General features: G+C 70.7%; 19 protein-coding genes and 1 tRNA gene. 11 read left to right on the top strand and 9 right to left on the bottom strand.

What is annotated here, in order from left to right; all coding sequences use genetic code 11:
• The first annotated feature begins 223 nt into the window (after positions 1 to 223).
• The gene (locus tag BM204_RS14120; RefSeq protein WP_091114522.1) at positions 224 to 1,084 is read left to right on the top strand and encodes a PAC2 family protein; all 861 of its coding nucleotides are present in this window, start codon (positions 224 to 226) and stop codon (positions 1,082 to 1,084) included.
• 56 nt (positions 1,085 to 1,140) lie between these two features.
• Here the strand turns inward: BM204_RS14120 and mshC are convergent, their stop codons facing one another.
• Genes mshC through BM204_RS14100 form a run of 4 tightly spaced genes read right to left on the bottom strand, consistent with a single transcriptional unit; the run spans position 1,141 to position 4,487 of the window.
• Positions 1,141 to 2,379 (bottom strand): cysteine--1-D-myo-inosityl 2-amino-2-deoxy-alpha-D-glucopyranoside ligase, encoded by a 1,239-nt coding sequence (gene mshC / locus BM204_RS14115; RefSeq protein ID WP_091114519.1) that lies wholly within the window; start codon positions 2,377 to 2,379, stop codon positions 1,141 to 1,143.
• Positions 2,380 to 2,402: 23 nt separating this feature from the next.
• On the bottom strand, positions 2,403 to 3,170 hold the full coding sequence (locus tag BM204_RS14110; RefSeq protein WP_091114516.1) for an SCO1664 family protein: 768 nt from the start codon (positions 3,168 to 3,170) through the stop codon (positions 2,403 to 2,405).
• Complete coding sequence (locus BM204_RS14105; RefSeq protein WP_091114657.1) at positions 3,167 to 3,745, bottom strand: DUF3090 domain-containing protein; 579 nt, start codon at positions 3,743 to 3,745, stop codon at positions 3,167 to 3,169. The genes BM204_RS14110 and BM204_RS14105 overlap by 4 nt, the downstream gene beginning before the upstream one ends.
• A 10-nt stretch (positions 3,746 to 3,755) precedes the next feature.
• On the bottom strand, positions 3,756 to 4,487 hold the full coding sequence (locus BM204_RS14100) for a histidine phosphatase family protein (RefSeq protein ID WP_091114514.1): 732 nt from the start codon (positions 4,485 to 4,487) through the stop codon (positions 3,756 to 3,758).
• 33 nt (positions 4,488 to 4,520) lie between these two features.
• Between BM204_RS14100 and corA the strand changes: the two genes are divergently transcribed.
• A complete protein-coding gene (corA, locus tag BM204_RS14095; RefSeq protein ID WP_091114511.1) occupies positions 4,521 to 5,501 on the top strand; it encodes a magnesium/cobalt transporter CorA in 981 nt (326 codons plus the stop codon).
• Between the two features lie 43 nt (positions 5,502 to 5,544).
• Here the strand turns inward: corA and BM204_RS14090 are convergent, their stop codons facing one another.
• On the bottom strand, positions 5,545 to 6,369 hold the full coding sequence (locus BM204_RS14090; protein ID WP_091114654.1) for an undecaprenyl-diphosphate phosphatase: 825 nt from the start codon (positions 6,367 to 6,369) through the stop codon (positions 5,545 to 5,547).
• Positions 6,370 to 6,459: 90 nt separating this feature from the next.
• On the opposite strand from BM204_RS14090, the gene BM204_RS14085 reads away from it, so the two are divergent.
• Positions 6,460 to 7,410 carry an aldo/keto reductase gene (locus tag BM204_RS14085; protein WP_091114510.1) on the top strand — a complete coding sequence of 317 codons (951 nt, stop codon included), beginning with the start codon at positions 6,460 to 6,462 and terminating at the stop codon, positions 7,408 to 7,410.
• Complete coding sequence (locus tag BM204_RS14080) at positions 7,407 to 7,628, top strand: DUF5703 family protein (protein ID WP_091114507.1); 222 nt, start codon at positions 7,407 to 7,409, stop codon at positions 7,626 to 7,628. Before BM204_RS14085 ends, BM204_RS14080 begins: the two co-directional genes overlap by 4 nt.
• 4 nt (positions 7,629 to 7,632) lie before the next feature.
• Here BM204_RS14080 and BM204_RS14075 read toward each other — a convergent pair whose 3' ends face one another.
• A complete protein-coding gene (locus BM204_RS14075) occupies positions 7,633 to 8,970 on the bottom strand; it encodes a M20/M25/M40 family metallo-hydrolase (protein ID WP_091114506.1) in 1,338 nt (445 codons plus the stop codon).
• A 78-nt stretch (positions 8,971 to 9,048) separates the two neighbouring features.
• On the opposite strand from BM204_RS14075, the gene BM204_RS14070 reads away from it, so the two are divergent.
• The 4 genes from BM204_RS14070 (at position 9,049) to BM204_RS14055 (ending at position 14,253) form a co-directional block, all read left to right on the top strand.
• Positions 9,049 to 9,134, top strand: a tRNA-Leu gene (locus tag BM204_RS14070).
• 443 nt (positions 9,135 to 9,577) lie between these two features.
• Positions 9,578 to 10,021 (top strand): Fur family transcriptional regulator, encoded by a 444-nt coding sequence (locus tag BM204_RS14065; protein ID WP_091114503.1) that lies wholly within the window; start codon positions 9,578 to 9,580, stop codon positions 10,019 to 10,021.
• Between the two features lie 77 nt (positions 10,022 to 10,098).
• A complete protein-coding gene (katG, locus tag BM204_RS14060) occupies positions 10,099 to 12,294 on the top strand; it encodes a catalase/peroxidase HPI (RefSeq protein WP_174813015.1) in 2,196 nt (731 codons plus the stop codon).
• Positions 12,295 to 12,486: 192 nt separating this feature from the next.
• On the top strand, positions 12,487 to 14,253 hold the full coding sequence (locus BM204_RS14055; protein WP_091114498.1) for a BCCT family transporter: 1,767 nt from the start codon (positions 12,487 to 12,489) through the stop codon (positions 14,251 to 14,253).
• A 24-nt stretch (positions 14,254 to 14,277) separates the two neighbouring features.
• Here the strand turns inward: BM204_RS14055 and BM204_RS14050 are convergent, their stop codons facing one another.
• Genes BM204_RS14050 through BM204_RS14040 form a run of 3 tightly spaced genes read right to left on the bottom strand, consistent with a single transcriptional unit; the run spans position 14,278 to position 18,202 of the window.
• Positions 14,278 to 14,640: a hypothetical protein gene (locus BM204_RS14050; protein ID WP_174813013.1), complete on the bottom strand. Its 363-nt coding sequence runs from the start codon at positions 14,638 to 14,640 to the stop codon at positions 14,278 to 14,280.
• On the bottom strand, positions 14,637 to 17,246 hold the full coding sequence (locus tag BM204_RS14045; protein WP_091114496.1) for a cation-translocating P-type ATPase: 2,610 nt from the start codon (positions 17,244 to 17,246) through the stop codon (positions 14,637 to 14,639). Before BM204_RS14045 ends, BM204_RS14050 begins: the two co-directional genes overlap by 4 nt.
• Positions 17,243 to 18,202, bottom strand: coding sequence for a universal stress protein (locus BM204_RS14040; RefSeq protein WP_091114493.1), 960 nt, complete (start codon positions 18,200 to 18,202; stop codon positions 17,243 to 17,245). The genes BM204_RS14045 and BM204_RS14040 overlap by 4 nt, the downstream gene beginning before the upstream one ends.
• Positions 18,203 to 18,415: 213 nt before the next feature.
• Between BM204_RS14040 and BM204_RS14035 the strand changes: the two genes are divergently transcribed.
• From BM204_RS14035 to BM204_RS14025, 3 genes are read left to right on the top strand one after another with little or no spacing between them, the layout of a single operon-like run.
• On the top strand, positions 18,416 to 18,979 hold the full coding sequence (locus tag BM204_RS14035) for a flavodoxin domain-containing protein (protein WP_218031220.1): 564 nt from the start codon (positions 18,416 to 18,418) through the stop codon (positions 18,977 to 18,979).
• Positions 18,980 to 18,991: 12 nt separating this feature from the next.
• Entirely contained in the window at positions 18,992 to 20,278 is a 1,287-nt protein-coding gene (sqr, locus tag BM204_RS14030; RefSeq protein ID WP_091114490.1) for a type III sulfide quinone reductase, selenoprotein subtype, read from the top strand.
• Positions 20,275 to 20,589 carry a TusE/DsrC/DsvC family sulfur relay protein gene (locus BM204_RS14025; protein WP_091114489.1) on the top strand — a complete coding sequence of 105 codons (315 nt, stop codon included), beginning with the start codon at positions 20,275 to 20,277 and terminating at the stop codon, positions 20,587 to 20,589. Before sqr ends, BM204_RS14025 begins: the two co-directional genes overlap by 4 nt.
• Positions 20,590 to 20,597 lie beyond the last annotated feature (8 nt).

Raw genomic sequence — 20,597 nt, 5'->3', positions numbered from 1 at the left:
TGGCAGTGAGCGCGGCAGTGGCGTCGGGGCGTAGGTCTCGCGATCGGGACAACGGGACTCCTTTCGGACGGTCCGGCGCCGCTGTGGCCGCCGGCCCTCCAGCGTAGGAACCACGTCCCAGGACGTGGACTTGTTTCCCGAATGGTGACACCGGGCGAATCGCCGGGTGAAATCCTCGGCGGTCGTCGACTCCCGTCCGTGACAGCCCGACTAGGCTTCCCGGGTGATCGAGATCGAGGACGCGCCCGACCTGGTGGATCCCCTGGTGATCGCGGCGTTCGAAGGCTGGAACGACGCCGCCGACGCCGCATCCGGGGTCGTCGACCACCTGATGGACGTGTGGAACGCACGCGTCGTCGGGGCCGTGGACCCCGAGGACTTCTACGACTTCCAGGTCAACCGACCCGTCGTGGGCACCGACGAGAACGGCTACCGCCGACTCACCTGGCCCAGCACCCAGATCGCGATCGCCTCTCCCCCGGACCTGGACCGCGACGTCATCCTGATCCGCGGCATCGAGCCATCGATGCGGTGGCGTCAGTTCTGCGCCGAGCTGCTCGCGGCCGTCGACGAGCTGGGCGGCGAGCTCGTGGTGACGCTGGGTGCGCTCCTGGCCGACACCCCCCACACGCGACCGATCCCGGTGACGGGCACCGCGACCGAGCCCGAGCTGGTGGACCGGTTGAAGCTGGAGCAGTCGACCTACGAGGGCCCGACCGGCATCGTCGGTGTCTTCCAGGACGCCTGCGTGAAGCTCGACGTGCCAGCGGTGTCCTACTGGGCCGCCGTCCCCCACTACGTCGCGCAGCCGCCGTGCCCCAAGGCCACCCTGGCGCTGATCGGCCAGCTCGAGGACCTGCTCGAAGTCAGCATCCCGCTCGGTGACCTCGCCGAGGACGCCCGCGCCTGGGAGCGCGGTGTCGACGAGCTCGCCGAGGAGGACGAGGACATCGCCGACTACGTGCGCAGCCTTGAGGAGACCCGCGACACCGCCGACCTGCCCGAGGCGTCCGGCGAGGCGATCGCCCGCGAGTTCGAGCGCTACCTCAAGCGGCGCTCCGACGAGGATCCCGGACCTTCCTGACCGGGCCCTCCTGACTGGCCCTCCTGACTGGCGAGCCGGTCACCGGGTGGCGTCCCTCAGAGCGAGAGGCCGAGCGACGCGTCGATGACGGCGAGCACCTGGACCGCAGCGTCGCGGTCGCTGGTGTCGGCCAGGCCGTCGGTGCCGAGGGTCGCGGCCACCCACGCGTCGACGGCTGCGGTGGCGCGAGGGGCGTCGAGGTCGTGCGCCATGGCGGCGAGGACCTCCTGGACGACCGGTCCGGCCGGCGCACCGGCGCCGAGCGAGATCGCCTTGCGCCAGGTCGCGATCGTGTCGACGGAGTCCCAGAGCTCGGCGTCGGTCCACTCCCAGTCGGAGCGGTAGTGGTGGCGCAGCAACGCCAGCCGGATGCCCATCGGGTCGACGTCTGAGTTGCGCAGCGCCGAGACGAAGACCAGGTTGCCCAGCGACTTCGACATCTTCTCGCCGTCGTAGGCCACCATCCCGGCATGGGAGTAGACCTGCGCGAAGGGGGTGCCGGGCACCGCCACCTGCGCGTGGCCGGCACACATCTCGTGGTGGGGGAAGACCAGGTCGGACCCGCCGGCCTGGACGTCGAAGTTGCCACCGAGGTGGCGCATCGCGATCGCGGAGCACTCGATGTGCCAGCCCGGGCGCCCGGGGCCGTAGGGGCTGTCCCAGCTGGGCTCGCCCTCGCGCTCGCCGCGCCACACGACGCAGTCGAGCGGGTCCCGCTTCCCGGGGCGCTCCGGGTCGCCGCCGCGCTCCCTGAAGAGCGTCAGCATCGTCTCGCGGTCGTAGCCGCACTCCTGGCCGAACGCCGGGTCCGCGGTGACGGAGAAGTAGACGTCCGTGTCGACCGTGTACGTCGCCCCCGCGGCCTCGAGGACCTCAATGAGCTCGATCGCGATCGGGATCGACTCGACCGCACCGATGTAGTGGTCGGGCGGGATCACCCGCAACGCGGTCATGTCGTGGCGGAACAGCTCGGTCTCGCGCTCGGCGAGCTCCACCCAGCCGACGTTGACCTTGGTCGCGCGCTCCAGGAGCGGGTCGTCGACGTCGGTCACGTTCTCCACGAAGGTGACGTCGTGCCCGGCGTTGCGCCAGGCACGGTTGAGCAGGTCGAAGGCGACGTACGTCGCGGCGTGGCCCATGTGGGTGGCGTCGTAGGGCGTGATGCCGCAGACGTAGAGCCGCGCGGCTCCGTCGGGGGTGGTCGTGACGGCCGCGCCGGTCGCCGTGTCGTGGAGAGCCACGGCGGGTCCCTTCACGGTCAGGCTCGGGATCTCCGGGGCACTCCAGGCTCGCATGAGGCGAAGCCTAACCAGAGGACTCAGAAGGGAGGCCAGGGGATGGCAGGCCAGTCGCCGCTCGAGGTCGGCAGCGCACCCGCGTCGAGCAGACGACGGCACCGACGGTCGAGGGCGTCGATCTCCAGGTCCGTCAGGTGCTCGGACAGCCGCTCCCCCAGCCCGTCGCCGATGGCCGCGCGGACCCGTCGTACGGTCTCGGACTCCTCGTCGGTCAGCGGCTCGCCCTGCCAGCCCCAGAGGACGGTGCGCAGCTTGTGCTCGTGGTGGAGTGAGATGCCGTGGTCGACGCCGTAGCGGTGGCCGTCGCTCATCGCGAGGACGTGACCGCCCTTGCGGTCGGCGTTGTTGACGATCACGTCGAAGAGCGCCATCCGGCGCAGCGACGTCGAGTCCTCGTGGACGAGCGAGACGGCGACGTCGCGGCCGTCGATCCCGTCGAAGACGTGACGCCACCCCTCGGGGACCTGGCCCTCCTCGACGAGCGTCACGGCGTCCTGCTCCTCGTCGGGCTCCTTCCACAGCTGCACCATCCCGGGGCCGTGGGGCCCGTCGCGGAGCCAGGTCAGGGGGACGACGTCACAGCCGAAGACCTCGGAGACGAGGTAGGCCGACACCTCGCGCCCGGCAAGGTTGCCGTCGGGGAAGTCCCACAGGGGGCGCTCGCCGGCGACCGGCTTGTAGACGACCGACACCTCGTCGATCGTGCCAAGGAAGGTGGCGTTGGACGCGGGCATGATGCGGCCGTGGAGCTCCAGCTCGCCGTCGGGCGGCAGGTGCGGTGGGCTCACGGCTCGCGTCGGCGGAAGCCGTTGGCGCGGACGCACAGGTGGCCGTCGGGGTCGATCGGGTTGCCGCAGAAGGGGCAGCTCGGCCGGCCGGCGTCGAGCACCTGCGCGGCGCGCTGGACGAACGCTCGAGCGTGCCCGGCGTCGATGCGCACCAGGAAGACCTCGTCGGGCTCGGGCTCCTCGAAGTCCTGGTCGAGCTGCTCGGGGCTGACGACGGCCGCCTCGGTGAAGGGGAAGACCTCGATGACGATCCGGTGGTCGGCGGGGTCCCACGAGAGCGTCATGGTGCCGGCGCGGAACTCCTCCTCGATCGGCTGCTCCAGCGGGTGGGGGTCGTCCAGGCCGAGGGGGGCGACCGCCGGGATCACCGCGGACACCTCGTCGCTGGCCATCACCTCGTCGAGCAGCTCGTCGATCCGCTCGGCCAACGCAGCGACCTGCTGCTTCTCTAGCGAGATGCTCGTGATGCGGATCCCGGTGCGCGCCTGCAGGAAGAACGTGCGCGACCCCGGGGGCCCGACGGTGCCGGCGACGAAGCGCTCCGGCGGGTCGAAGCCGTGGATGATCGGAGGCATGTCGACCACCCTATGACCGAGCCGGTGGGCCCGCGCCACCGCCGACGGCGGCATCGTCCGTCACGGTGTCGGCACCCTTGCGGCGCCGCGTCTTCTTGGCCGGCGGCGGGACCAGCCAGGAGAGGTCGCCCGCGTGGGTGTTGCAGGCCAGGACGTAGGGCCGCGTCCCGGTGTAGCGGATGATCGAGATCGAGGCCGGGTCGACGTGGAGGCGCTGGAAGAGGTCGAGGTGCATGCCGAGGGCGTCGGCCAGGATCGACTTGATGATGTCGCCGTGGCTGACCGCCACCCAGACCGCGGAGGCACCGTGGGCCGCCTCGACGGCCGCGTCGTGGCGTCGTACGGCCTCGACGGCGCGGGCCTGCATCGTCGGCAGCGACTCACCACCAGGGAACGCCGCCGCGGACGGCTGGGTCTGCACGACCGACCAGAGCTTCTCCTTGGCGAGGTCCCGGAGCGGCCGTCCCTGCCAGTCGCCGTAGTCGCACTCGATGATCCCGCGCTCTGTGGTGACGGGCGGCGCAGCATGGTGCGCGGCACCCAGGATCTTGGCCGTCTGACGGCACCGCTCCAGGGGGCTGCTCACGATCGCGGCCAACGGCACCGGCGCGATCCGCTCTCCTGCCCGTTCGGCCTGCTCACGTCCGTGGTCGTCCAGCTTCACACCTGCCAGGCGGCCGGCGAGCATGCCGCTGGCGTTGGCGCTGGTCCGACCGTGGCGCACGAGGATCACAGTTGCCATGACGGGGACTGTAGTGGGGCTACCGTGAGCCCCGTGATCGTCGACAGCGCCGTCTACTGCCAGGGAGTGCGCGTCGCCGTCGACTGCCACCCCCACGACTACGTCGCCATGCGGGCGCGCGCGAGCGCCAAGGGCGACTTCGTGTGGGTCGGCCTCCACCAGCCCGGCCACGACGAGCTCGGGAAGGTCGCGGCGGCCTTCGGGCTGCACCACCTTGCGGTCGAGGACGCGGTCAAGGCCCACCAGCGCCCCAAGCTCGAGCGCTACGACGACCACCTCTTCCTCATCATCAAGACCCTCTGGTACGTCGATGAGGAGGACGCCGTCGAGACCGGCGAGATCAGCATGTTCGTCGGAGAGGACTTCGTGGTGACGGTCCGCCACGGCCAGGGCGGGGCGCTCCAGTCCGCACGGGCCTATCTCGAGGAGCGCGAGCAGGTGCTCACCCACGGCCCGTCCGCCGTCGTCTACGCCGTGTGCGACTCGGTCGTGGACGCCTACTCCGAGGTCGTCGACGCGCTGGAGGAGGACGTCGACGAGGTCGAGGAGTCCGTCTTCTCCACCGCCCGCACCAACGACTCCGCCCGGATCTACACGCTCAAGCGCGAGATCGCAGAGGTACGCCGGGCCGTCATGCCGCTGCGCGAGCCCATGCGCCGCTTCGCCTCAGGGCTCGTGCCCGGCATGGACGAGGAGGCCTCGCCGTTCTTCCGTGACGTCGCCGACCACCTCACCCGGGCTGCCGAGCTGGTCGACAACCTCGACATGCTGCTGTCGTCGGCCTTCGAGGCACACCTGGCCGGCATCTCGGTGCAGCAGAACAACGACATGCGCAAGATCTCGGCCGGTGTCGGCCTGGTGGCCGCACCGACGCTGATCGCCGGCGTCTACGGCATGAACTTCGACCATATGCCCGAGCTGCACTGGGTCTTGGGCTACCCGTTCGCGCTGGTCCTGATGGCGTTGACCTCGACGGGGCTGTGGGTGTTCTTCAAGAAGTCCGGCTGGCTCTGAGGTTCGGCCGCCACGCGTCCCCCGAGCCGGCAGCCGACCGGGCTCACGCAGCGATGACGCCGGTCGCCACGAGGAGCAACGTGGCGGCGCCGAGCGCGACCCGGTAGAGCACGAACGGCGTGTAGGAATGCGTGGAGACGTAGCGCAGCAACCAGGCGATCGCGGCGTAGCCCACGACGAACGACACGACCGTCGCCACGATGGTGGGACCCCAGCCGTAGGGGTTGTCTCCGCCGGGGATCTCCTTGAGCTCGAAGAGGCCGGCGCCCACGACGGCCGGGATGGCCAGCAGGAACGCGTAGCGGGTGGCCGCCTCGCGCTCGTAACCGAGGATCCGGCCCATCGACAACGTCGCACCGGAGCGGGAGACGCCGGGGATCAGGGCCATCGCCTGCGCACCGCCCATGAGGACGGCGTCGCGCAGGGAGATCTCCTTAAGCGCCTTGTCGTTGCGGCCGAACCGGTCGGCCAGGCCGAGGACGATGCCGAGGACGATCAGGGTCGTGCCGATGATCCAGAGGCTGCGGAAGTCGCTCTCGATGAGGTCCTTGAGCAGGATGCCGAGCACCACGATCGGCAACGAGCCGATGATGATGAACCAGCCCATCCGGGCGTCGAGGTGCCCGCGGTACTCCGGCTTCACCAGCGACTTGAGCCACATCGTCGCGATCCGCCAGATGTCGTGGCGGAAGTAGATGAGCACCGCCAGCTCGGTGCCGATCTGGATCACCGCCGTGAACGCCGCGCCGGGGTCGCCCCACCCGAAGATCTCCGGATAGATGCGCAGGTGGGCGCTGCTCGAGATCGGGAGGAACTCGGTCAGACCCTGGATGGTCCCGAGAACGACGGCCTGGAGGTAGTCCCACACGAGAGGCAAGCGTAGGGCCAGCGCAGCACTTCAGCGTCCTCAGGGCGAGCCGCCGCGCCGATCGGGCCCTCCGCCGACTACCTTGCTGCCATGCAGCAGCGGTCACTGGGCAGAACCGGCCTCAAGGTGTCGCGCCTCGGCCTCGGGACGATGACCTGGGGCAGGGACACCGACCAGCACGAGGCGCGCGACCAGCTCATCGCGTTCGCCGAGGCGGGCGGGACGCTGGTCGACACCGCCGCTGGCTACACCGACGGCGCCTCCGAGAGCCTCATCGGCACCCTCATCGGCGACGTCGTGGCCCGCGACGAGATCGTCCTGGCGACCAAGGCCGGCATCTCGCGGCGCTCGGGCGAGCGTGTCACCAACACCTCGCGCGGCCACCTGCTCTCGAGCCTCGACGCCTCGCTCAAGCGGCTCGCCGTCGACCACGTCGACCTCTGGCAGGTCCACGTCTGGTCCGACGAGACCCCGGTGGAGGAGACCCTGGGCGCCCTCGACCACGCGGTCGCCTCCGGCCGCACGTCGTACGTCGGCATCTCGAACTATTCCGGCTGGCAGACCGCCCACGCCGCCACCTGGCAGCGCGCGGTGCCCGGCCGTGCTCCCCTGGCGTCCACCCAGGTGGAGTACTCACTGCTCAACCGTGCCATCGAGCGCGAGGTCCTCCCCGCCGCTGCCGCTCTCGGCCTGGGCGTCCTGCCCTGGTCCCCGCTGGGCCGGGGCGTGCTCACCGGCAAGTACCGCGGCGGCACGCCCTCGGACTCGCGAGGCGCCTCCTCGGTCTTCTCGTCCTTCGTCGGCACCTACCTCGACGACCGCAGCGGCGGCATCGTCGAGTCCGTGGTCCGCGCCGCCGAGGGCCTGGGCTGGACAGCGCTGGAGGTCGCCCTCGTCTGGGTGCGCGACCGACCCGGCGTCACCGCTCCCATCGTCGGTGCCCGCACCGCCGCCCAGCTCCAAGGAGCACTCGACCTCGAGGACAAGGAGCTGCCCTCCGAGATCATCGCCGCCCTCGACGACGTCTCGGAGGCTCGATGAGTCGGCACGACCGGCGCGCGCCGCGGCCCGGTGTCGAGTGGGAGTTCGACCGCGTCACCTTCGACCGCGAGTTCTCCCGCAACGTGGTGACGCGGCTGCTCGTCGAACGCGCCGAGCACGGCGGCTGGGAGCTCGACCGCGTGAACATGACTCCCGACGGCACCCGTCGGGTGGTGCTGCGCCGCAAGATCATCCGCCAGCTACGACCCACCTCCTGACGCGCTACACCTGCCCCAGGAACCGGTCGAAGACCCGGGCACCGAACTCCAGCGAGTCCACGGGCACCCGCTCGTCCACGCCGTGGAAGAGCGCGGTGAAGTCCAGGTCGGCGGGCAGCCTCAGCGGCGCGAAGCCGTAGGAGCGCATGCCCAACCGGGTGAAGTGCTTGGCGTCCGTGCCGCCGCTCATGAGGTAGGGAGCCACGACCGCCCCGGGGTCCTCCGCAAGGAGCGAGCGGGTCATCGCCTCCACCAGGGCGCCCTCGTAGGGCATCTGCCACGGCTGCTGCTTGGACACGTAGTCGATCGACACGTTCTCGCCGCACAGCTCGGCCAGCGTCGCGAAGAACTCGTCCTCATAGCCCGGCAGGAAGCGTCCGTCGATGTGGGCCGTCGCTTCGGTCGGGATGACGTTGACCTTGTAGCCCGCGCTGAGCATTGTCGGGTTGGTGGTGTTGCGGATGACCGCGCCCAGCATCCGCGCCGCGCTGCCGAACTCCTCGATCAGGCTCTCGGCGTTCTCCGGGGTGGCCTCGGTGCCCGCCATCTCGGCGACGGCCGCCAGCAGCGTCTGCATCGTCGGCGTCAGACGCACCGGCCACTCGTAGGCCCCGATCCGCGCGACCGCGGCCGCCAGCTCGGTCACGGCGTTGTCGCGGTTGATCATCGACCCGTGGCCGGCGCGACCGCGCGCGGTCAGCTTCATCCAGGCCATGCCCTTCTCGGCCGCCTCAATCAGGTAGAGCCGGCGCCCGCGGATGGTCGTGCTGAAGCCCCCCACCTCGCCCACCGCCTCGGTGCAGCCCTCGAACTCCTCGGCGTGCTTCTCGACCAGCACCTGGGCGCCGTGGTGCCCACCCGCCTCCTCGTCGGCGGTGAAGGCCAGCACCATCGGCCGTGAGGGGACCTGCCCGGCCCTGGCCCGCGCTCGTACGACGGAGAGCAGCATCGCGTCGAAGTCCTTCATGTCGACGGCTCCCCGACCCCAGACGTAGCCGTCCTGGACCTCCCCGGAGAACGGGTGGACCTGCCAGTCATCGGCCGCGGCAGGCACCACGTCGAGGTGTGCGTGGAGCAGCAGCGCGCCCCGGTCAGGCACGCCGCCCCCGTCACCGTCACCGCCCCAGTGCGCCACCACCGACGTGCGACCCGGTGTCGACTCGTAGAGACGCGACGCGATGCCGACCTCGTCGAGCAGGCTGGCCACGTGCTCGGCCGCCTTGCGCTCCCCCGGCCCGTCCTGGTCGCCGTAGTTGCTCGTGTCGATCCGGATCAGGTCGCGGCAGAGCTCGACGACCTCCGCCGCGGGGTCGTAGGACGGTGTGTCGACGTCGGCAGTCATGCCCCCATCAAAGCACCGCCCAGGCCGACCCCCGATGCGGCCCATGGGCCCCTCCTTTGCTACTGTTCCACCGCACTCGTCCGGGTGGCGGAATTGGCAGACGCGCTAGCTTGAGGTGCTAGTGACCTTTAACGGTTGTGGGGGTTCAAGTCCCCCCTCGGACACTCAGAAGGCCCCGGCTCCACGGGGCCTTTTGTTCATTTCGGTCCACGTTGCCCGAACACCGCCATGGGAGCGACGCGCACTGCCCAGCCGCTGGGTGCGCGGCCGGAGCGATCCAGGTGGTGCCCGAGGAGCGCAGCCCGGGGTGGCCCGAGCGACGTTCGGCACCGGCGCCCGGCCCGGCCGGGACGAGGCCCTGCGTGAGGGTCGCCCCGACCCGGCCGTCCAACCGGAGCCTGACGGGCCTGGTCCTCGAGCCGCCCGCCCATGTGGACCCGCTCGTCATCGACTCTCTGCACAGGATGGCGCCACGTGGCAGACCACGGCAGGGCCCAAGGTCCTGAATCGGTCACCGACCCATCGGAGGCCCCGTTCTGGCTGCCGGTTCGTCTGCCTTGGGAACCGCGTTCTTGAATCATTCAAGAAAGTCCGACAGACTGCAGCCGTGCACACCTCCCCGGACGTCGAGACCGCCTTGCGCGGAGCCTCGCTCCGCGTGACCCGACCCCGGGCAGCGGTCCTCGCCGCGGTCTACGACCACCCGCACGCCGACACCGACTCCATCATCGGCGCGGTCCGGGCAAGCCTGGGCGAGGTCTCGCACCAGGCCGTCTACGACGTGCTCCGGGCACTCACAGCCGCCGGGCTCGTGCGCCGCATCCAGCCCTCCGGCTCGGTCGCGCGCTACGAGTCACGCGTCGGTGACAACCACCACCACGTCGTGTGCCGCTCCTGCGGCGCGATCGCCGACGTCGACTGCGCCGTGGCGAGCACGCCGTGCCTCACCGCGTCCGATGACCACGGCTTCGCCATCGACGAGGCCGAGGTCACCTACTGGGGCCAGTGCCCCGCCTGCTCCACCACACCCGCACCCGCACGCAGCTCCTGAACCCACCCACCGCACCAGCTGGTCCCGGAAGGATCCCCGTGTCTGACACCACCAAGCACGACGCCGTCGTCGGCGACATGAACTCGGAGGAGAGCGAGGCACGTTGCCCCGTCGCTCGCGTCCCCTCGCACCCCACCGAGGGTGTCGGAAACCGCGACTGGTGGCCCAACCAGCTCAACCTCAAGATCCTGCGCAAGCACCCCGTCGTGGCCAACCCGATGGGTGAGGACTTCGACTACGCCACGGCGTTCGCGAGCCTCGACCTGGACGAGCTGACCCGCGACGTCGACGCCCTGATGACCGATTCCCAGGAGTGGTGGCCCGCTGACTTCGGCCACTACGGCGGGTTCTTCATCCGCATGGCGTGGCACAGCGCCGGCACCTACCGGATCAGCGACGGCCGCGGCGGCGCCGGCGCGGGCATGCAGCGCTTCGCCCCGCTCAACAGCTGGCCCGACAACGGCAACCTGGACAAGGCCCGCCGCCTGCTGTGGCCGATCAAGCAGAAGTACGGCGCCACGATCTCCTGGGCCGACCTGATGGTGTTCACCGGCAACCGCGCCCTCGAGACCATGGGCTTCCCCACGTTCGGCTTCGCCGCTGGCCGCGCCGACGTCTGGGAGCCCGACGAGGACGTCTACTGGGGCCCCGAGCAGACCTGGCTGGGCGACGAGCGCTACTCCGGCAACCGCGAGCTGGAGAACCCGCTCGCCGCCGTCCAGATGGGCCTCATCTACGTCAACCCCGAGGGCCCCAACGGTGTGCCCGACCCCCTGGCGGCGGCCCGCGACATCCGCGAGACCTTCGCCCGCATGGCGATGAACGACGTCGAGACCGTTGCCCTCATCGCCGGTGGCCACACCTTCGGCAAGACCCACGGCGCGGCCGACCCCGAGCAGCACGTCGGCGCCGAGCCCGAGGGCGCCTCCCTCGAGGAGCAGGGCCTCGGCTGGAAGAACAGCTTCGGCAGCGGCAAGGGTCGCGACGCGATCACCAGCGGCCTCGAGGTCACCTGGACCTCCACGCCGACCCGGTGGAGCAACCAGTACTTCGAGAACCTCTTCAACTACGACTGGGAGCTCACCAAGAGCCCCGCAGGCGCACACCAGTGGCAGCCCAAGGACGGTGGCGGCGCCAACACGGTTCCCGACCCCGAGGACGGCACGCTCAACCGCCCGCCGACGATGCTGACCACCGACCTGTCACTGCGCGTCGACCCGGTCTACGAGGAGATCTCGCGTCGCTTCCTCGAGCACCCCGAGGAGTTCGCCGACGCCTTCGCCCGCGCCTGGTTCAAGCTCACCCACCGCGACATGGGCCCGATCCAGCGCTACCTCGGCCCCCTGGTCCCCCAGGAGACGCTCATCTGGCAGGACCCGGTCCCGGCCGTCGACCACGAGCTCGTCTCGGCAGCCGACGTGGCTGCCCTCAAGGAGAAGGTGCTCGCCTCGGGCCTCGGCGTGACCCAGCTGGTCTCGGCCGCCTGGGCTTCGGCCTCCACGTTCCGCGCGAGCGACAAGCGCGGCGGCGCCAACGGGGCACGCGTCCGTCTCCAGCCCCAGAGCGGGTGGGAGGTCAACACCCCCGACGACCTCGCCCAGGTGCTGCGCACCCTCGAGGGCATCCAGGCCGACTTCCACGCCCAGGACGGGGCAGCGACGATCTCGCTGGCCGACCTGATCGTGCTGGCCGGTGCCGCCGGCGTCGAGCAGGCCGCTCGCACGGCCGGCCACGACGTGACGGTGCCGTTCACCCCGGGCCGCACCGACGCCACCGAGGAGATGACCGACGCCGACTCGTTCGCCGCGCTCGAGCCCACCTCCGACGGGTTCCGCAACTACGTCGGCAAGGGCCACCGCCTCCCGGCGGAGTACCTGATGGTCGACCGCGCCAACCTGCTCGACCTCAGTGCCCCGGAGATGACCGTGCTTGTCGGCGGTCTGCGCGTGCTCGGCGCGACCTACGACCGGTCCTCGCGGGGCGTGCTCACCCACACCCCGGGGTCGCTCACCAACGACTTCTTCGTCAACCTGCTCGACATGGGCGTGACGTGGAGCCCCACGTCGGAGGCGCAGGAGACGTTCGAGGCGCGCAACGGCTCCGGCGAGGTCGTCTGGACCGGCACCCGGGCCGACCTGGTGTTCGGCTCCAACTCCGAGCTTCGCGCGATCGCCGAGGTCTACGCCAGCAACGACGCGCGCGAGAAGTTCGTCCGCGACTTCGTCGCCGCGTGGACCAAGGTCATGGAGCTGGACCGCTTCGACCTGGCCTGACCCGCACGAACGACGCACCCCGCCCGCCGGTCCACCGGCAGGCGGGGTGTTCCGTCTCACGTGGGGTCGGTGTTTGCATCTCCGGCGAGTGGTGAAGATGGACAAGTGCGGTCTTTTCGTCCAGCACCTCAGGACGGGCCGCGTTTTGCCATCGACACTCGAAGGAGGCGGCGCCTCACGGCGCCGACACACGTGACGACACAGCAAGCACGCATCACCAGTCCTGACGACGACCGGAACGACGACCCGAACGACGCCCACACGGAAGAGACGCACCCCGCACTCGACAATCACCTCAACGGGTCCCAGCCGCCACGCTCAGGTCTCGACCGCATCGTCTTCGGTGTCACGGCCGCGATCGCCGTCGCCTTCCTGGTCTGGGGCTTCGTCAGCACGGACTCGCTGGCCACGACCTCGGGCGACACGCTCGGCTGGACCATGGCCAACACCGGATGGCTGTTCGTGCTCACCTCGAGCGCCTTCGTGGTCTTCGTGATCTGGCTGGCCATGTCGCGCTTCGGCAACATCACCCTCGGCCGCGATGGTGAGGAGCCGGAGTTCAGGACCGTCTCCTGGGTGGCGATGATGTTCAGCGCCGGGATGGGCATCGGCCTCATGTTCTACGGCGTCAGCGAGCCCATCACCCACTTCGTGACGCCGCCGCCGGGCACCGGCGCGGCCGGCAACCCCGAGGCGACGCAGAACGCCATGGCCACCACGCTCTTCCACTGGACCCTGCATCCCTGGGCGATCTACGCGGTCGTCGGTCTCGCCATCGCGTACGGTGTCTATCGCAAGGGCCGCCTGCAGCTCATCTCCGCGGCCTTCGAGCCGCTGCTGGGCGACCGCGCGCACGGCCCCGCCGGCAAGGTCATCGACATGCTGGCGATCTTCGCCACGCTCTTCGGCTCGGCGGCCTCCCTCGGCCTCGGTGCGCTCCAGATCCGCTCCGGCCTCACGATCGTGACCGGGTGGGGTGCAACGGGCAACGCGGTGCTCGTGGGGATCATCGCGGTGCTCACCGCAGCCTTCGTGCTCTCGGCCGTCTCGGGCATCTCCAAGGGCATCCAGTACCTCTCCAACATCAACATGGTGTTGGCCATCTCGCTGGCCTTGTTCGTCTTCATCGTCGGCCCGACGGTCTTCATCCTCAACCTGGTCCCGACCTCGCTCGGCTCCTACGTGCAGGACCTCTCGATGATGGCGGCGCGCACCGGGGCCGAGGGCAACGAGGCCAACGCCTGGCTGCAGACCTGGACCGTCTTCTACTGGGCCTGGTGGCTCTCCTGGACACCGTTCGTCGGCATGTTCATCGCGCGCATCTCGCGCGGTCGCACCATCCGCCAGTTCGTCACCGGCGTCCTGCTGGTGCCCAGCCTCGTGAGCCTGGTCTGGTTCGCCATCTTCGGTGGTGCGGCCATCGACCAGCAGAAGAGCGGCGCCGACATCGCCGGGGCGGGCGGCATCGAGACGCAGCTCTTCACCACCCTCGCGGCCTATCCGCTGGCGACGGTCTCGAGCATCGTGGTCATGGTGCTCGTGGCCATCTTCTTCGTGTCCGGCGCCGACGCAGCCTCCATCGTCATGGGCACCCTCTCGGAGCGCGGCACGCTGCACCCGAGCAAGCCGACCGTGATCTTCTGGGGCGTCGCCACCGGTGCCGTCGCGGCGGTGATGCTGCTGGTCGGAGGCTCGGACGCCCTGACCGGGCTCCAGACGATCACGATCGTCGCTGCTCTGCCGTTCGTCCTGGTGATGGTCGGCCTGGCAGTCGCCCTCGTGAAGGACCTGCGCTCCGACCCCCTCATGGTGCGTCAGCAGTACGCCCAGGAGGCCGTCGAGGCGGCCGTCGTCACCGGTGTCACCGAGCACGGGGACGACTTCGTCCTCACGGTCGAGCGGCACCCCGAAGCCGACAGTGATGCCCGGAAGGATGCCCGGAAGGACACCCTGCGCTGAGGCGTCGTACGACGAGGCTGCTGGTCAGCTCTCCGCGGCGCTCGCCGAGGGACGCCAGCTCAGGCACGACTCGAGCAGCTCGACCTCGGGGGTGCTGATCAGCAGCTCGTCGTACTTCTCGCCACGCAGCCCGATCCGGAGCGCCGGCACGCCCCGCGCGAGCGAGACGAGCTGCCGGTGACCCTTGCGTCGCCACGTGCCGATCCGACGCAGGCCGAGCAGGTCCAGCCCGACCCGCACTCCCCTGGCCTCCCGCCACGAGCGCACCAGCGCGACCGACTCGATCGAGGTGAGGGGCACGCTCTGGTCACGCACGAGTCCGAGCACGTGCTCGGCCCGGGTAAAGCGCACCCGGAGGTGGTGTCCATCGATCTCCAGCCAGCTCATGACCCGATCATCGCCCCCGGCACCTCGACGGCACCAGGGACCGAGGTCCCGGACCCCGGACGCGACCGGCGCAGCAACCTGAGGCCCGCGACCGCCAGCCCCGGCAGGGCTGCCAGGCCCAGGAGCAGACCACCCTCCGACCACGACACCGCCGTCGTCCCCAGCAGGTCCTGGAGGGGCGACCAGGTCACGGCCGCCACCTGGAGCAGTGCTGCCAGGAGCAGCGCGGCCTCCAGCGACCTGGAGCGCAGGGCGAGGCCCCGACGGGGCGAGCGGATCGCCAGGCCGACCCCTAGCTGCGCCAGGCCCAGGGCCAGGAACACCCAGGTCTGGACCGCACCCGCCGGCGCGAGCAGCCCTGCGGCCAGCGAGATAGCGGTGATCAGGCTTCCCGCCACCAGGATCTGGCCCAACAGCTCCCCGCCGAGGACCGAGCGCTCGGGCGACGGTGACGGTCGGGCCATGTCCTGGGGGTCCAGCGGCTCCCCACCGAAGGCCACGCCGGGCACGCCGTGGGTGAGCATGTTGATCCACAGGATCTGGCCCGGCGCCAGGGGGACGACCATGCCCAGGAACGGGGCGAGCAGGATGACGAGGATCTCGGCCATGCCGCCCGACAACCCGTAGCGCAGGAACATCCGGATGTTGGCATAGATCCGCCGACCCTCTGCCACCGCTGTCACGACGGTGCGGAGATCGTCGTCGGCGAGCACCAGGTCGGCCGCCTGTCGCGCCACCTCGGTGCCCCGGTCACCCATGGCCACCCCGATGTCTGCCTGTCGGAGGGCCGGGGCGTCGTTGACGCCGTCCCCCGTCATGGCGACGACCGCACCCCGGCGCTGCCACGCCGCGACGATGTCGACCTTCTGCTCGGGGCGCGTGCGTGCGTAGACCCCGATCTGCTCGACCCGGTCCACGTGACCACCGGCCGCGACGAGGTCACCCTCGACCAGCTCGACACCGGGGCCGAGGAGCCCGATCTGGTCCGCGATCGCGCGGGCCGTGGCCGGATGGTCCCCGGTGATCAGGATCGTGCGGATCCCTGCCTCCCGACACGCCCGCACGACGCCCGCCGCGTGCGGGCTGGCCGGGTCGGAGATCGCGACCAGCCCGCGGAGGGCCAGCCCGTCCTCCAGCCGGTCGCTCGCGGGTCGGGTGGTGGAGAGGGCGTCTGCGAACGCCAGGACCCGGAAGCCGTCACGCGCCAGTCTCTCGGCTACGACCCGGGCCTCGTCCACGCCCGGTCGGCTGCCGACCAGGTCCAGCACCGCCTCGGGGGCGCCCTTGCAGACCGTCCACCACGCGCCGTCGTCGTGGCGCCCGTCGTCGTGGTGCCCGTCGTCGTGGTGCACGGTGGTCATCCGCTGCGTGCTGCTGTCGAAGGTGATCTCCTCGACCCGGCTCCAGCGGGCCGAGGCTGTCAGGGCCGCCGGGTCTCTCTTGAGCGCGGCGATCAGCAGCGCGGCTTCCATCGGATCACCGACGACCCGCCAGGTCCCGGCCTCGGGGCCGTGCACCTCGGCGTCGTTGCACAGGACCAGGTCCCGCATCAGCAGGTCGAGCGACCCCGGAGCGTCAGGGGCGCCGTCCGAGAGGGTCACCGTGCCGGCGGCGTCGTAGCCGTGCCCCGACACCTCCCAGCTGCTCTCAGGGGTCCACAGGTGCTGGAGGAGCATCCGCCCCTCGGTGAGGGTGCCGGTCTTGTCCGAGGCAAGCACCGAGACCGAGCCGAGTGTCTCCACCGCCGGCAGCCACCGGACCAGGGCGTGCTGCTGGGCCATCCGGTAGGCCCCCATCGCGAGGGAGACCGACACCACGGCAGGCAGGGACTCGGGGATCGCCGCGACGGCGAGGCTGACGGCGAGGATCAGCATGTCGGCGGCGTCCTCGCCGCGCAGCAGCCCCAGGACGAAGACGACGGCGGTCAGGGCCAGGGTCAGGACGACCAGCTGGCGCGAGAGACGGGCGAGGCGCTGCTGGAGGGGGGTGGCCCGGTTCGTGGTGCTGGCGAGAGCCGCCGCGATGCGACCGAGGCCGCTGTCGGCCCCGGTACGCGTGATGGTGACCAGCGCCCGTCCCCGCACGACGACGGTCCCGGACTGCACGTCGTCACCGGGTCCTCGGCCGACGGGGACGGACTCCCCCGTCATTGCCGCCTCGTCGATCTGCAGCCCGGCTGCTTCGACCACGGCGCCGTCTGCGGGGACGACGTCCCCGGCCTCGAGGCGCACGACGTCACCGGGCACGACCTCGGAGCCGTCGACGGTGACGGGGACACCGTCGCGCAGCACCGTCGCGCGGGGGGCCGAGAGCCGGTCGAGCGCCGCGATGGCTGTCGCCGCGCGCAGCTCCTGGACCACGCCGATGACGGTGTTGAGCACGATCACGGCCGAGATGATGATGCCGTCGCTGAGGTCCCCCAGGGCGATGACGATGACCAGCGCCCCGAGCAGGAGCAGAATCATCGGGTCGCGCAACTGGTTCACGACCCGCGACAGCATGCTCGCGGGTCGGGCGCGCGGCGCCAGGTTGGGCCCATGCAGGTCGAGCAGGCGCGCCGCCTCGGCGCCGGTGAGTCCCCCGAGTGACGACACCGTCAAGCTCACGTCGCTGGTCCTCCGACCTGCTGGAGCTCGGGCGCGCGGTCGGGACGGACCACAGCGGGGACCGGGTCCACCACCATCACCGGGCACCGTGCCTCGCGCAGGACCGCGCGGGTGGTCGAACCCAGGTGCCGGCCCAGGGGGATCCGGGAGCGGTGCCGACCCACGACGAGCAGCTGGGCCTGGCCGGACGCCGCCTGCAGGGCGTCGGCCACGTGGGCGTGCTGCGTGCGGACCAGCGTCGCAACGTCGGGGAACTCCTCCAGCAGGGGGGCGAGCCGCTCGGTCACGTCGGCCAGCAGCTGGGTCTCGTGGCGGGTGCCGGCCTCGCCCTCGAAGACGAGGTCGTCGTAGTGGTCGGTGAAGTGCCAGGTGTGCAGCACCCGCAGTGGTGCCTGGCGGGCGCGTGCCTCCTCGAGGGCCAGCCGCACCACACGCTCGCCGGCGATCGGGTCGCTCAGTCCCACGAGCACCGGCAGCACGGCGCCGTCCGTGTCAGTGGTGGCGGTGGCGGTGGCCAGCCAGCCGACGGGCACGGCGACCACAGGCACGTGGGAGCGCCCAGCGACACCGCTCGTGACCGAGAGGGTCGGGATCCGTGCACCGTCGCGCGGCTGGCGCTGGAGCACGACCACGGCGGCGTGGGCGCTGAGCGCGACCAGCGTCGGCACGACGGCCCCGTGGATCACCTCGGTGGTCACGGCCACCTCGTCCCCGAGCTCGTGGGTCAGCTGCCGCTGCGCCTGGTGCAGGGCAGAGGCGCTGGCACTGTGCAGCATGCCCTCCAGGACGTTGAAAGACGCAGCCTCGGCGCTGGTCGCCACCGGGTGGACGATGCTGACGAGGTGCACGCCGCACCCGCGTCGGCGCGCCTCCTGCGCCGCGTAGGCGATGGCTCCGGTCGCGTCCTCGTCACCAGCGACACCGACGAGGACCTTGCGGGTCGTGAGCTCGAGCATGACGTGCCTCCTGGTGGCGTGAGTGCGGTCCGGGAATCCGACGATCCCACGGAACCATCCGAGCGATCCGATCCGGAGGTGCCGATGTGCCCAGCGGGTCGGGACCTTCGGCCCCCAGGGTGCTGACCCCGGACCCCAGACGGCGGGCCCGGGAAGGACGAAGGTGACGAGTGAGGGCACCCAGGAGGGTGCCCCCCACGAGGAGGGGTCGACATGAACCACCAGGTCGAGCTGCGAGCGCTCGTGGTCTACGAGTCGATGTTCGGCAACACCGCCACGATTGCCCGGGCCGTCACCGAGGGCCTGGAGGAGGGCGGCTTCGCCGTCACGATCCTCGACGTCCACGACGTCCACGACGTCGACAGCCTCGACCCGTCGGGCTTCGACCTGCTGGTCGTCGGGGGCCCCACCCACGCCTTCTCTCTCAGTCGGCCGGCGACGCGTCAGGATGCCGTGCGCCAAGGAGCACCTGCCACCGCCGCCGAGGGCGACGGTCTGCGCGAGTGGATCGCGACCCTGCCGCCCGGACACGACCACCTCCTGGCGACCTTCGACACCCGGGCCACCCAGGTGCGCCACCTGCCCAAGGCGGCCTCCAGGAGCGCTGCCCGGCTCATCACCCGACGCGGCTTCATCCTGGTCTCCCGGCCGACCGGCTTCCTCGTGACGACTCTCCAGGGGGGCCTCGTCGACGGCGAGACCCAGCGTGCCCTGGCCTGGGGCCGGTCGCTGGCCCTCGAGACCCGTCACCGTCTCGTTCCCGTCCCGACTGCCTGAGAGGACATCGTCATGCGTCAGCTGCTCGTCCTGGGAGCCGGCACCGCCGGCACCATGATCGCCAACCGGATGCGGCGTCTGCTTGACCCGCACCAGTGGCAGGTCACCGTCGTCGACCGCGACGACGACCACCACTACCAGCCCGGCTACCTCTTCGTGCCCTTCGCGATGATGTCGCCCCACGACGTCGTGCGCTCTCGCCACGCCCAGCTGCACGACGGGGTCCGCTTCGTCACCGGTGAGGTCGACCTCGTCGACCATGCCCACGACGCGGTGGTCCTCACCGACGGCACCAGACTGCCCTACGACCAGCTCGTGATCGCCTCGGGCACGACTCCCCGACCCGACCAGACCCCCGGCACGACCGGGCCTCTCTGGCGCGACAAGGTCCACGAGTTCTACACGCTGGAGGGCGCTGTCGCCCTGCGCGAGGCCCTCGAGCACTTCACCCACGGCCGGCTCGTCGTGCACGTCACCGAGATGCCGATCAAGTGCCCGGTGGCTCCCCTCGAGTTCACGCTGCTCGCCGAGGCGATGTTCCGCGGCCGGGGCCAGCGCGACCGGGTCGAAATCGTCTACGCCACCCCGCTGCCGGGAGCCTTCACCAAGCCGGTCGCGTCGGCTCGGCTCGGACACCTGCTGGAGGATCGCAAAATCCTCGTCGAGACCGACTTCATGCTCGAGTCCATCGACAACGAGCGGCAGTGCCTGGTGTCATACGACGAACGCGAGGTCCCTTTCGACCTGTTGGTGACCGTCCCGCTCAACATGGGCGCCGACTTCGTGGCCCGCTCGGGGCTCGGTGACGAGCTCAACTACGTGCCCGTCGACCGGGGGACCCTGCTCGCCACGGGCCACGACAACATCTTCGCCGTCGGCGACGCTGGTGACATCCCCACCTCCAAGGCCGGCTCCGTGGCCCACTACTCGGTCGACGTGTTCGTCGACAACTTCCTCGACCACGTCGAGGGCAGGCCGCTGACGCACCACTTCGACGGGCACGCCAACTGCTTCGTCGAGAGCGGCGACGGCAAGGCGCTGCTGATCGACTTCAACTACGACGTCGAGCCGCTCCCCGGGAAGTTCCCCATCCCCGTCCTCGGGCCGATGACCCTGCTGGAGGAGACCCGGGCCAACCACGCCGGCAAGACCGCCTTCTCGTGGGTCTACTGGAACCTCCTACTCCCCGGCCGGCTGCCGATGCCCACCGACATGTCGATGGCCGGCAAGCACGTCCCCACCCCCATGAACCACACCGAGCCGGGCACCACGTTCCCGGAGAAGGAGCAGCTGCCATGAGCACCACGACCATCGACGGACGCACCATCCACGTCGACCAGGAAGGCTTCCTGACCGAGCCTGCGGAGTGGGACGAGGACATGGCCCGCTCCCTCTCGGCCCTCCTGGGCATCGAGCTCGACGAGCGGCACTGGAAGATTCTGCGCTTCCTGCGGGCCGACCACGCCTCGACCGGCGAAACCCCGACCCTGCGTCGCGTCAGCACCTCGCTGCAGGTCCCCATGAAGGAGCTGTTCCAGCTCTTCCCCACCAAGCCTGCCAAGAAGATGGCCTACGTCGCCGGGCTGCCGAAGCCCCGCGGCTGCGTCTAGGAGCCCGA

It is taken from the genome of Nocardioides psychrotolerans (assembly GCF_900113685.1).
Taxonomy (GTDB): domain Bacteria; phylum Actinomycetota; class Actinomycetes; order Propionibacteriales; family Nocardioidaceae; genus Nocardioides; species Nocardioides psychrotolerans.
The sequence above is the reverse complement of the archived record's forward strand: the minus strand, read 5'-3'. Positions and strand labels throughout refer to the sequence as shown.